This is a genomic window from Aminobacter niigataensis (assembly GCF_014200015.1).
GTDB classification, from domain to species: Bacteria; Pseudomonadota; Alphaproteobacteria; order Rhizobiales; family Rhizobiaceae; genus Aminobacter; species Aminobacter niigataensis.
Genome location: NZ_JACHOT010000001.1, coordinates 1,699,669 through 1,711,908, shown reverse-complemented (window position 1 = coordinate 1,711,908; position 12,240 = coordinate 1,699,669). Strand labels below are relative to the sequence as shown.

Below are 12,240 nucleotides of genomic sequence, written 5' to 3'. Positions count from 1 at the left end.
TCGAGGCGGCGGCCTGAGGCCGATCTGGTTTTTGTCTGCGGGGCGCTTCGGCGCCCCGTTTGCGTTGGCGGGCCGCGACGTTGGAACTGATTGCGAAGAAGGCCGGCCACGGCTATTTAGCGTCCATGACACAGACGAGTTCGCAGGCTTGGCGTTTCAGCGACCTGGCCAACCCGACCCGCTTCATCGCGCTGGTGGACAAGGTTGTCCCTTGGCTCGCCGGCGCTTCGGCGCTGGTGCTCGCTGCAGGCCTGTATCTCGGCTTTGCCGCGCCCGGTGATTTCCAGCAGGGCATTACCGTCCGCATCATGTACATCCACGTGCCCTTCGCCTGGCTCGCCATGATGTGCTACTCCGTGATGGCAATTGCGGCACTGGGAACGCTTGTCTGGCGCCACCCGCTCGCCGACGTGGCACTGAAGTCGGCAGCACCGGTTGGTGCCGTGTTCACCGCCCTGGCGCTGCTTACAGGCTCGATCTGGGGCAAGCCGATGTGGGGCACCTGGTGGGTGTGGGACGCGCGGCTGACCTCGGTCTTCGTGCTTTTCCTGATGTATCTCGGCATCATCGCGCTGACGCGCGCGCTCGACGACCCTGCGCGCTCGGCGCGTGCCGCGGCGGTCATCACGCTGGTCGGCTTCGTCAATATCCCGATCATCAAGTTTTCGGTCGAATGGTGGAACACGCTGCACCAGCCGGCTTCGGTGTTCCGCCTCGATGGCCCGACGATCCATCCCAGCCTGCTCTGGCCCCTGCTTGTGATGGCGCTTGGCTTTACCCTTCTGTTCTTCACTCTGCATCTAATGGCGATGCGCACCGAGATATTGCGGCGCCGTGTGATGGCCATGCGCCAGATCGCTGCCCGGAAGGCCGAGCGCCAGCGTCACTGAGCGGCCAAACCCAGGAAGGAAGCCAACATGTGGCCCGATCGTCGAACTCTTGATCTCCTGGGCCTCGACCTTCCGATCTTGCAGGCGCCGATGGCCGGGCCTGTCGATTCCGAGATGGTGATTGCCGTTTCCGAAGTTGGCGGACTGGGCGGCTTGCCCTGTGCGCTGATGACCCCTGAGAAGACGCGCACCGAACTCGGCATCATCCGCCAGCGCACCTCGCGGCCGATCAGCGTCAATTTCTTCTGCCACAGGCAGCCCGAGGAAGACCTCGCCCGCGAATCCGCGTGGAAACGCCGCCTAGAACCATTTTACCTTGAACTCGGACTCGATCCTGCAGCACCCACACCACGCTCGGCGCGAGCGCCTTTCGATGCCGAGTTCTGCGAGATCGTCCAGGAGTTCCGCCCCGAGGTGGTAAGCTTCCATTTCGGCCTGCCCGACGCTGGCCTGCTCGACCGGGTCAAGGCGACCGGCGCCAAGGTGCTGTCGTCGGCGACGACAGCCGACGAAGCGGTGTGGCTGGAGCAGCACGGCTGCGATGCCATCATCGCGCAAGGGGCCGAGGCCGGTGGCCATCGCGGCATTTTCCTCACCGACGACGTCGCCAATCAGGCAGGCACCTTCGCGCTGGTGCCGCAGGTGGTCGACGCGGTCAAGGTGCCGGTCATCGCAGCCGGCGGCATCGCCGATGCACGCGGTATCGTTGCGGCCTTCGTGCTTGGAGCCTCGGCGGTGCAGATCGGCACCGCCTATCTGTTCTGCCCGGAAGCCAAGGTGGCGGCCCCTCACAAGGCAGTGCTGCGCACCGCCAAGGACGATCATACCGCTCTGACCAATGTCTTCACCGGCCGGCCGGCGCGCGGCATCGTCAACCGCATCATGCGCGAAGTCGGCCCGCTGTCCGACCTGGCGCCCGCTTTTCCGCTTGCCGGCGGCGCGCTGGCGCCGCTGCGGGCGAAGTCCGAGCCGCAGGGTTCGGGCGACTTCATGTCGTTGTGGTCAGGACAGGCCGCGCGCCTCGGCCGCGAAATGCCGGCGGGTGAACTGACGCGAACCCTCGCCGAAGAGGCGCAGGCGCTGCTGGCCAAATTTGCCAGGTAGGGGATTATCGCAGCGACAGGCTATTTTGGCGTCAGCGTCCGGCGTACCGCGTCGTGCCAGCCCTTCAGCTTGGCCGCGCGCACGGCCGGTTGCATCTCGGGCCTGAACTGCCGGTCGAGCGCCCAGGCCTTGGCGAAATCCTTGGCCTTTGGCCACACGCCCGCCCGCGAACCGGCAAGCCAGGCAGCGCCGAGAGCTGTTGTTTCGAGCACGGTCGGTCGGTCGACCGGCGCGTCGAGGATGTCGGCGAGGCGCTGCATCGTCCAGTCGGAGGCGACCATGCCGCCGTCGACGCGCAGCACCGTCTTGCCGTTCCTGGTCTTCCAGTCCTTCTTCATCGCGTCGAGCAGATCGCGGGTCTGGTAGGCGACGGACTCCAGCGCCGCCCGGGCGAATTCTTCAGGGCCGGTATTGCGGGTCAGCCCGTAAATGGCGCCGCGTGCCTCGGCATCCCAGTGCGGCGCGCCGAGGCCTACGAAGGCAGGCACGAGATAGACGCTCTGTCTGTCGTCGGCTTGGGCCGCCATCGCGCCACTGTGCTCGGCCTTGCCGATCACCTTGATGCCGTCGCGCAGCCACTGCACCGCAGCACCTGCGATGAAGATCGAGCCTTCGAGTGCATAGGTCGTCTTGCCGTCGAGCCGGTAGGCGATGGTGGTGAGCAGCCGGTTCTTCGAACGCACGATATCGCTGCCGGTATTGAGGATGGCAAAGCAGCCGGTGCCGTAGGTGGATTTCATCATGCCTGGCTCGAAACAGGCCTGGCCGATGGTTGCCGCCTGCTGGTCGCCGGCCACGCCCAGGATCGGGATCTCGGCGCCGAACAACGCTTTCTCCGTGACGCCGAAGTCTGCGGCGCAATCCTTGACCTCGGGCAGCATCGCGGCCGGGATGCGCAGGATGTCGAGCAGTTCGGCGTCCCAGGCATTCTTTTCGATGTTGTAGACCAGCGTGCGCGAGGCGTTGGTAGCGTCCGTCGCGTGCATCTTGCCGCCGGTAAGCCGCCAGATCAGGAACGAGTCGATGGTCCCGGTCAGCAGTTCGCCGCGCTCTGCACGTTTGCGCGCGCCCGTCACCTTGTCGAGCAGCCAGGCGATCTTGGTGCCGGAGAAATAGGGGTCCAGCAGCAGGCCGGTCTTCTTGGTGAAGCGCGGCTCCAGCCCTTGCTTCTTGAGCTTGGCGCACAGCGGCGCGGTGCGCCGGTCCTGCCAGACGATCGCGTTGTGGATCGGCTTGCCTGTGGCTTTGTCCCAGATGACCACGGTTTCGCGCTGGTTGGTGATGCCGATCGCGGCGATGTCGGCGGCGTCCTTGCCGGCCTTCTTCAATGCAGTCTTGCAGGTCGAAACCACGCTGTCCCAGATTTCTTCCGGATCATGTTCGACCCAGCCCGACGCTGGGAAATGCTGGGTGAATTCCTTCTGGCCGATGCCGACAACGCTCATTGCCTGATCGAACACGATCGCCCGGCTGGACGTGGTGCCCTGATCGATCGCCAGAACGAAACCGCTCATTTCCGTCTCCTGCAGTCACTTGCAAAAATAGGGGAGACGGCATTGTGCCGTCTCCCCAGGTCCTGCCAGGCGGAAATTCCGCCTGAACCCTTACTTGCTCCAACTCTTCACCAGTTCGTCGTAATTGACGGTGATCGGCTTTTCCTTCTCGTTCTCGATCTTCAGCTGAGGTGCAAGATTACCTGCCTTGACCGCTTCCGCGTTCCAGTAGGCGAGATCATGCTCTTCCGCCAGCTTCGGACCGATATCGCCCTGGATGCCGGCGCGCTCGAGGCGTTCCATCACCTTTTCCTGCTCGGCGCAAAGCGAGTCCATGGCCTCCTGGGCCGTCTTGGCACCCGACGAAGCATCGCCGATCGCCTGCCACCACAGCTGGGCCAGCTTCGGATAGTCGGGCACGTTGGTGCCGGTCGGCGACCACTGGACGCGGGCCGGCGAACGGTAGAACTCGACCAGGCCGCCGAGCTGCGGCGCACGATCGCTGAAGCTCTTGTGGTCGAGGGTCGACTGGCGGATGAAGGTCAGGCCGACATGGCTCTTCTTCACGTCCACGGTCTTCGACGTCACGAACTGCGCGTAGAGCCAGGCGGCCTTGGCACGGTCGTCGGGCGTGGATTTCAGGATCGTCCACGAGCCGACGTCCTGGTAGCCGAGCTTCATGCCGTCCTTCCAGTAGACACCGTGCGGCGAGGGCGCCATGCGCCATTTCGGCGTGCCGTCCTCGTTCATCACCGGCAGGCCTGGCTTGACCATGTCGGCGGTGAAGGCGGTGTACCAGAAGATCTGCTGGGCAACCGCGCCCTGAGCCGGAACCGGGCCGGATTCGGAGAAGGTCATGCCCTGCGCTTCCGGCGGAGCGTAGGCTTTGAGCCAGTCGAGATACTTGACGATCGAGTAGACCGAGGCCGGGCCGTTTGTGTCACCGCCGCGGGCTACGCACGAGCCGACCGGCTGTGACTTCTCGTTGACCTTGATGCCCCATTCGTCGACCGGCAGGCCGTTTGGCAGGCCCTTGTCGCCGTTGCCGGCCATCGACAGCCAGGCATCGGTGAAGCGCCAGCCGAGCGAGGGGTCCTTCTTGCCGTAGTCCATGTGGCCATAGACCTTCTGGCCGTTGATATCGCGGCCGGTGAAGAACTCGGCGATATCCTCGTAAGCTGACCAGTTGACCGGAACGCCGAGGTCGTAGCCGTATTTTGCCTTGAAATCGGCCTTGTTCTTCTCGTCGTTGAACCAGTCGTAGCGGAACCAGTACAGGTTCGCGAACTGCTGGTCGGGAAGCTGGTAGAGCTTGCCGTCCGGGGCGGTCGTGAACTTGCTGCCGATGAAGTCGGCGATGTCGAGGTTCGGATTGGTGACGTCCTTGCCTTCGTTGGCCATCCAGTCGGTCAGGCTGCGCGCCTGCAGATAGCGCCAGTGGGTGCCGATCAGGTCGGAATCGTTGACATAGGCGTCATAGATGTTTTCGCCCGACTGCATCTGCGTCTGCAGCTTTTCGATGACGTCGCCCTCGCCGATGAGGTCGTGCGTGATCTTGATGCCGGTGATGTCCGAGAACGCCTTGGCGAGCGTCTTCGATTCATATTCGTGCGTGGTGATGGTTTCCGAAACGACCTTGATGTCCATGCCGGCGAAAGGTTTCGCCGCATCGATGAACCACTGCATTTCGGCTTCCTGGCCGGCGCGGTCGAGCGCCGACATGTCCTTGATCTCGGTATCGAGGAAGGTTTTCGCTTCCTCCATGCCGGCAAAGGCATTGCCTGCGCCCAAAAGCAGGGCGATCACACTCGTTGATGCTAGAATATGGCGTCGCATTAATTTCCTCCCAAACAAGGTTGCATTGCCATTTGGCGCCGCCGCGGGCTTGCGGCGGCCCAACATTTCCCCCTCTAGACGAAGCGGAATACGCCGATGGCGTAGACCACTGCGAGAGCGAGAGCCCACCACAGGTTGGGCCCGATCAGGCCCAGCCATGCGAGATGAATGAAGGCGCTGCCAAGCAGCGAAACGAAAAGCCTGTCTCCCCGGGTCGTCTCGAACCTGAGGATGCCGACGCGCGGATTGCCGCCGGGCGAAAAATACTCCCACACGCCCATGCCAACCAGCATGAGGAAGATGGTGATGAAGAACGCCGCCGTCGGCAGCGTCCAGGCCATCCAGGAAAAGTCCATCACAAACGCTCCCTCAGACGCGGCCCAGGGCAAAGCCCTTGGCGATGTAGTTGCGGACAAACCAGATGACGAGCGCGCCCGGGATGATGGTCAAGACACCCGCCGCGGCAAGCACGCCCCAGTCCATGCCCGAGGCCGAGACCGTGCGCGTCATGATGGCGGCGATCGGCTTGGCGTCGGTGGTAGTCAGGGTGCGGGCGATCAACAGTTCGACCCAGGAGAACATGAAGGTGAAGAACGCCGCGACCCCGATGCCGCTTGCGATCAGCGGCACGAAGATCTTCACGAAAAAGCGCGGGAACGAGTAGCCGTCGATGTAGGCGGTCTCGTCGATCTCCTTGGGTACGCCCGACATGAAACCTTCGAGGATCCACACCGCCAGGGGCACGTTGAACAGGCAATGGGCGAGCGCGACGGCGATATGCGTGTCGATCAGGCCAAAGGCGGAATAGAGCTGGAAGAAGGGCAGGGCGAACACCGCCGGCGGGGCCATGCGGTTGGTCAGAAGCCAGAAGAACAGGTGCTTGTCGCCCAAGAAGCGATAGCGCGAGAAGGCATAGGCCGCAGGCAGGGCGACGGAGATCGAAATCACCGTGTTCATGACCACGTAGATGATCGAGTTGATGTAACCCTTGTACCACGACGGATCGGTGAAGATCACGCTGTAGTTGCGCAGCGTCGGGTTTTGCGGCCAGAGCGAGAAGGCGCCCAGGATTTCCTGGTTTGACTTGAAGCTCATGTTGATCAGCCAATAGATCGGCAGCATCAAGAAGATGATGTAGATCGTCGGCACCACCCACCAGAAGCGCGATTCTTCGCCGCGCCGCCGCATCCGTCTGGCGAGCGCCGCGTCCGCAAGGCCGCCATGGGCGGTGCGTTCCGCAGCCGGCGCATTGCGCATCATCTGGTCTTTGTCGGCGTTCACGACGGCGTCCCTTGTCCCCGCCATCTCACTTCTCCACGTCGTAGTTGGTCATGACGGTGTAGAAGACCCATGACAGCAGCAGTACGATCAGGAAGTAGATGATCGACATCGCCGCCGCCGGGCCGAGGTCGAACTGGCCGACCGCCATCTTGACGAGGTCGATCGACAGGAAGGTCGTCGAATTGCCGGGCCCGCCGCCGGTGACGACGAAGGGTTCGGTGTAGATCATGAAACTGTCCATGAAGCGCAGCAGCACGGCGATCAGAAGCACGCGCTGCATTTTCGGCAGCTGGATGTAGCGGAACACCGCCCAGCGCGAGGCGCCGTCGATCTTGGCCGCCTGGTAGAACGCGTCGGGGATCGACACCAGCCCGGCGTAGCAGAGCAGCACGACGAGGCTGGTCCAGTGCCAGACGTCCATGACGATGACCGTCACCCAGGCGTCGAACGGGTCGTTGACGTAGTTGTAGTCGAAGCCGAGCGCGTGCAGTGTGTAGCCGAGCAGGCCGATGTCGATGCGCCCGAAAACCTGCCAGATGGTGCCGACGACATTCCACGGAATGAGCAGCGGCAGCGCCATCAGCACCAGGCATACGGGCACGCCCCAGCCTTTCCTGGGCATGTTGAGCGCGATGAAGATGCCGAGCGGGATCTGGATCGACAGGATGATCGCCGAGAAGATCAGGTTGCGGCCCATCGCGGCCCAGAAGCGGTCGGAGTGCAGCATCTCCTCGAACCATTCGGCGCCGGCCCAGAAGAACTGGTTGCCGCCGAACGTGTCCTGCACCGAATAGTTGACCACCGTCATCAGCGGGATGACCGCCGAGAACGCCACCAGCACGAGCACCGGCAGCACCATGAACCAGGCTTTGTTGTTCCAGGTCTTTTCCATGGTTACGCTCCCATCTCGACGCGCCAGGACTTGTCGTAGAGGTTGATGCCGGCGGGATCGAAGGTGACGTGCGGATCGGCTGGCACGTTGTCGTCTTCGCCCAGGATCGCCGCGATCTCGCGGCCTTCGAGGCTGGCGCGCACCACCTTGTGCCGGCCGATATCCTCGACCTTGCGCACGGTGACGGGCATGCCCTTGGCGCCCAGCCGTACGTATTCGGGGCGGATGCCGAGTTCGATGCCGTTGCCTTCGGCCTTGGGCGCGCCGGGCAGGTCGATTACTTGCTCGCCGAGCCGGGCGCGCCTGCCATCAACTGCCACCGGCATGACGTTCATGCCGGGCGAGCCGATGAAATAGCCGACGAAGGTGTGCTTGGGGCGCTCGAACAGTTCGGCCGGTGTGCCGATCTGGACGATCTCGCCGTCATACATCACCACCACCTTTTCGGCGAAGGTCAGTGCTTCGGTCTGGTCGTGGGTGACGTAAATCATGGTGTAGCCAAAGCGGCGGTGAAGCTGCTTGAGCTGCGAACGCAGTACCCACTTCATGTGCGGGTCGATGACGGTCAGCGGCTCGTCGAACAGGATGGCGTTGACGTCCGAGCGTACCAGTCCGCGGCCGAGCGAGATTTTCTGCTTCTGGTCGGCGGTCAGCCCGCGCGCCTTGCGCTTGGCCCAGCTGGCGAGGTCGATCATCTCGAGCGTCTCGCGCACCTTTCGGTCGACATCGGCCTCGGCGACGCCACGGTTGCGCAGCGGGAAGGCGAGATTGTCGTAGACCGTCATGGTGTCGTAGATGACCGGGAACTGGAACACCTGGGCGATGTTGCGCTCCTGCGTCGACAGCCGGGTCACGTCCTTGCCGTCGAACAGAAGCTGCCCGTGCGAGGCGTGCAGCAGCCCCGAAATGATGTTGAGCAGCGTGGTCTTGCCACAGCCGGACGGGCCGAGCAGCGCATAGGCGCCGCCATCGTCGAAGCTGTGATGCACCTCCCTCAGCGCATAGTCCTTGTCGGATTTCGGGTTGGCGCCGTAGGCGTGGCGGATGTGGTTCAGGTCGATGCGTGCCATCTCGCCCTCCTATGCTGCCAGTTGCGATGGCGAGGCGGCCGAACGGCCGTTCGCGTCGAACACCATGACGTGGCGCGGATCGATGAAGACCTCGATGGTCTCGTCCGGCTCGAACTGGCGGATGCCATGGGCGAGCATCACCCATCGCGCATCTGCGTAGTTGAGATGAACGAAGCTTTCAGAGCCGGTAATCTCGGTCACCGTCACCTTGGCCTTCACGCCAACCGCATCTGCGGTGCGCTTTTCGAAAGAAAGATGGTGGGGTTGGAAGCCGATCGTATAGCTGGCGTCGGCAATGCCGGCGAGGTCTGCCGGCACCGGGAGGTCCACCCCACCATCAAGCTGGAAACTGCGACCGCTCTTCTTCAGCACGATCGTGTTGAGCGGCGGGTCGGCAAAGGTCCGCGCCGTGACCAGGTCGTTCGGCTTGCGGAACACCTCGATCGTCGGACCGAACTGCGTGATGTGGCCTTCCGACAGCGTCGCGACATTGCCGCCGAGCAGCAGCGCCTCATGCGGTTCGGTCGTCGCATAGACGAAGATCGCGCCGGTCTCGGCGAAGATCTTCGGAAGTTCGGCGCGCAGTTCCTCGCGCAGCTTGTAGTCGAGATTGGCCAGCGGCTCGTCGAGCAGCACCAGCCTGGCATTCTTGACGATGGCGCGGGCAAGTGCTGTGCGCTGCTGCTGGCCGCCGGAGAGATTGAGCGGGGTGCGGTCGAGATAGGGCGTCAGCTTGAGCAATTCGGCGGCGCGCTTGACCTCCTGGTCGATCCTGGCCTTGTCGGCGCCGGCAACGCGCAGCGGCGAGGCGATGTTCTCGTACACCGTCATCGCCGGATAATTGATGAACTGCTGGTAGACCATGGCGATGTTGCGCTTTTGCACCGGCACGCCGGTGACATCCACGCCATCGAACCAGACCGAGCCGGAGGTCGGCTTGTCGAGCCCGGCCATCAGCCGCATCAGGCTGGTCTTGCCGGACAGCGTCGGCCCCAGCAGCACGTTCAGGCTGCCGTGCTGCAGCTTGAGCGAGACGTCGCGGATATGATCCGCGCCGGCTACGGTCTTGGTTACATTGCGTAATTCCAGCATTTCCCCTCCTCCCAGAGGCAGATGTCAGGCGGTGGCGCCTATTCCGCCGCGGCGTTGTGCACGCCCGGGCGTATTCCATGCATGAATTCGTCAAGCGACGCGGCCTGCTCCTTGCCAAGCTTGAGACCGCGCTTGGTGCGTCGCCAAAGAACATCCTCTGCCGTCACCGCCCATTCGTTGTCGGCGAGGTAGCGAACTTCTGCCTCGTAAAGATCGGCACCGAAATTGCGCCCGAGGTCCGTCTCCGATCTGGCAAGGCCAAGCAACGCCTTGGCGCGCGTGCCGTAGAGACGGGTCAGGCGCCGTGCCAGACGCATGTCGAGAAACGGGTAGGCGGCCTTGAGCTTCACCACTTCCGTATCGAAGGCTGTCGCCTCGAACTCGCCACCTGGCAGGGCAGCCGTCGCGGTCCAGGATTTGCCCTTCTTGCCCAGGTGCTTTTCGATGATTTCCAGCATCGACTCGGCCAGGCGCCGGTAGGTTGTGATCTTGCCGCCGAAGATGTTGACGATCGGGGCCTGGCCGTCGCGACCATCGGACTTCAGCACGTAGTCGCGCGTCGCTTCCTGGGCCTTGCTGGCGCCGTCGTCGTAGAGCGGCCGGACGCCGGAATAGGTCCAGACGATATGCTCGGGCCTGACCGGTTCAGCGAAGTATTCACTCGCCGCGTTGCAGAGGTAGTCGATCTCGGCCTGGCTGATCTTTGCCTGGCGCGGGTCGCCGTCATAGTCCTGGTCGGTGGTGCCGATGAGAGTGAAGTCTTCCTCATAGGGAATGGCGAAGATGATCCGCCCGTCCTTGTTCTGGAAGAAATAGGCGCGCGGGTCGTCGAACTTCTTCGCAACCACGATGTGGCTGCCCTGGACCAGGCGCACATTGTGGACGTTGTTCTGCCCGACGGTCTCGGTCAGGACATGGTCGATCCACGGGCCGGCAGCGTTGACGATCAGCCGCGCCTTGACCTCTTCGATCTGACCGCTGCCGAGATCTTCGACGAGGATGTTCCAATGACCGTTGTCACGTCGCGCGCTCGTCACCTTGGTGCGGGTGCGGATGACGGCCCCGCGGTCAGCCGCGTCGCGGGCGTTGAGCACCACAAGACGGGCGTCGTTGACCCAGCCGTCCGAATATTCGAAGGCACGCAAGAACATCGGCTTGAGCGGCTTGCCGGCGGCGTCGCTGCGCATGTCGAGCGTGCGGGTTGCGGGCAGAAGCTTGCGGCCACCGATATGGTCGTAGAGAAACAGCCCGAGCCGGATCAACCAGGCCGGACGCAGGCCCTTGGCGTAGGGCAGGACGAAGCGCATCGGCCAGATGATGTGCGGCGCATTGCGCCACAGCACTTCGCGTTCCATCAGCGCTTCGCGAACCAGCCTGAACTCGTAGTGCTCGAGATAACGCAGGCCGCCATGGATCAGCTTGGTCGAATAAGAAGACGTGCCGCTGGCCAGATCACTCATTTCGGCGAGGTAGACGGAGTAGCCGCGGCCAGCTGCGTCGCGTGCGATCCCGCAGCCGTTGATGCCGCCGCCGATGACGAAGATGTCGTGTATCTCGGGCATGCTCACGCCTTCGTCGCCTTTTCGCACTGCAGCAATTTCAGGATATTTCGAAGCTCAATTTCGATTATTTCGAACTGGAAATGAATGTCAAACGAAATATACCGATGATCGGGTCGCTCGACTTTACGTAACGTAGCATGGCTGATTTCGCCAAATTTGCGACGATTTTTGCCTGAGATGCGTTGAATCTTCTGTTCTTGAACCCGCGAACCGGATTCGGCGTGGGGATTGCATGGCAATTGCCGGTTGCGATGTTCGTTTTCCACGATGCCGTACAAAAACGAAAGGCCGCGGCCATCGCGATTTGCATCGCCGATCGCGGCCACGATGGAGTGATCGTTGCTGGTCAGCGTCCCGCAAGGGTGCGAGAATTGGGTGACCCGCGTCTATGCCAGGGCGGGGGAAACAGGCGGCGGAATGCGAGGGAGCAGAAACAGGCAACGTCAGGGGTGAAGCGATGTTTCGAACGCCGATTGGACTTGCATTGTGGGCCGCAACATTTGCCATGTCTTCGGCAGCTATTGCCGACGAGGCGCAGGTGGCACGAGGCGAATATCTCGTGACGATGGGCGGCTGCACCGACTGCCACACGCCGGGCTATCTCTTGGGCAAACCCGATGATTCAAAGTTTCTCGGCGGCTCGGATGTCGGTTTTGAGATTCCGGGTTTGGGTGTCTTCGTTGGCCGCAACATCACGCCAGACAAGGAGACGGGCATCGGCAACTGGACGACCGAGCAGATCGTCACCGCGCTCCAGACCGGCCAAAGGCCGGACGGGCGGGAATTGGCTCCGATCATGCCGTGGCGTGCCCTGGCCCAACTCACCCCCGAAGATGTGGGCGCGATTGCTGCCTTTCTCCAGAGCGTGAAGCCGGTCAGCAATGCCGTGCCGGGGCCGTTCAAGCCGGGCGAAAAGGTATCGACCTTCACGTTCCGGATCTTGCCGCCGGGCGAGACCGCGGCAGCGGCGCCCAAGTGAGGCAGTCGTCCGTACGGCTGGGCTGAAACGAAAATCGCCGG

12 protein-coding genes are annotated in these 12,240 nt (G+C 62.9%); 3 read left to right on the top strand and 9 right to left on the bottom strand.

Translation table 11 applies throughout. The features are described from left to right. Positions 1-125: 125 nt before the first annotated feature. Positions 126-890, top strand: coding sequence for a heme ABC transporter permease (locus GGQ99_RS08585; RefSeq protein ID WP_108609954.1), 765 nt, complete (start codon positions 126-128; stop codon positions 888-890). 27 nt (positions 891-917) lie between these two features. Continuing rightward, positions 918-1,994 (top strand): NAD(P)H-dependent flavin oxidoreductase, encoded by a 1,077-nt coding sequence (locus GGQ99_RS08580; RefSeq protein WP_183262028.1) that lies wholly within the window; start codon positions 918-920, stop codon positions 1,992-1,994. Between the two features lie 20 nt (positions 1,995-2,014). On the opposite strand, the gene glpK is transcribed toward GGQ99_RS08580, so the two are convergent. The 9 genes from glpK to GGQ99_RS08535 form a co-directional block, all read right to left on the bottom strand. Beyond that, positions 2,015-3,508 (bottom strand): glycerol kinase GlpK, encoded by a 1,494-nt coding sequence (gene glpK / locus GGQ99_RS08575; RefSeq protein ID WP_183262026.1) that lies wholly within the window; start codon positions 3,506-3,508, stop codon positions 2,015-2,017. 90 nt (positions 3,509-3,598) lie between these two features. Continuing rightward, complete coding sequence (locus GGQ99_RS08570; RefSeq protein WP_108608582.1) at positions 3,599-5,323, bottom strand: ABC transporter substrate-binding protein; 1,725 nt, start codon at positions 5,321-5,323, stop codon at positions 3,599-3,601. Between the two features lie 74 nt (positions 5,324-5,397). Beyond that, positions 5,398-5,679 (bottom strand): DUF2160 domain-containing protein, encoded by a 282-nt coding sequence (locus GGQ99_RS08565; protein ID WP_055979040.1) that lies wholly within the window; start codon positions 5,677-5,679, stop codon positions 5,398-5,400. Positions 5,680-5,692: 13 nt separating this feature from the next. Further along, the gene (locus tag GGQ99_RS08560; protein ID WP_183262396.1) at positions 5,693-6,511 is read right to left on the bottom strand and encodes a carbohydrate ABC transporter permease; all 819 of its coding nucleotides are present in this window, start codon (positions 6,509-6,511) and stop codon (positions 5,693-5,695) included. 118 nt (positions 6,512-6,629) lie between these two features. Further along, the gene (locus tag GGQ99_RS08555) at positions 6,630-7,496 is read right to left on the bottom strand and encodes a carbohydrate ABC transporter permease (RefSeq protein ID WP_183262024.1); all 867 of its coding nucleotides are present in this window, start codon (positions 7,494-7,496) and stop codon (positions 6,630-6,632) included. 2 nt (positions 7,497-7,498) lie between these two features. Beyond that, positions 7,499-8,566: an ABC transporter ATP-binding protein gene (locus GGQ99_RS08550; RefSeq protein ID WP_108608581.1), complete on the bottom strand. Its 1,068-nt coding sequence runs from the start codon at positions 8,564-8,566 to the stop codon at positions 7,499-7,501. A gap of 9 nt (positions 8,567-8,575) precedes the next feature. Then, positions 8,576-9,658: an ABC transporter ATP-binding protein gene (locus GGQ99_RS08545; RefSeq protein ID WP_183262022.1), complete on the bottom strand. Its 1,083-nt coding sequence runs from the start codon at positions 9,656-9,658 to the stop codon at positions 8,576-8,578. 38 nt (positions 9,659-9,696) lie between these two features. Then, a complete protein-coding gene (gene glpD, locus GGQ99_RS08540; RefSeq protein ID WP_425486782.1) occupies positions 9,697-11,226 on the bottom strand; it encodes a glycerol-3-phosphate dehydrogenase in 1,530 nt (509 codons plus the stop codon). Beyond that, the gene (locus GGQ99_RS08535; protein ID WP_183262018.1) at positions 11,223-11,546 is read right to left on the bottom strand and encodes a hypothetical protein; all 324 of its coding nucleotides are present in this window, start codon (positions 11,544-11,546) and stop codon (positions 11,223-11,225) included. The genes glpD and GGQ99_RS08535 overlap by 4 nt, the downstream gene beginning before the upstream one ends. A gap of 131 nt (positions 11,547-11,677) precedes the next feature. Here GGQ99_RS08535 and GGQ99_RS08530 point away from each other — a divergent pair, with 131 nt between their 5' ends. Further along, complete coding sequence (locus GGQ99_RS08530) at positions 11,678-12,199, top strand: c-type cytochrome (RefSeq protein ID WP_108608577.1); 522 nt, start codon at positions 11,678-11,680, stop codon at positions 12,197-12,199. Positions 12,200-12,240 lie beyond the last annotated feature (41 nt).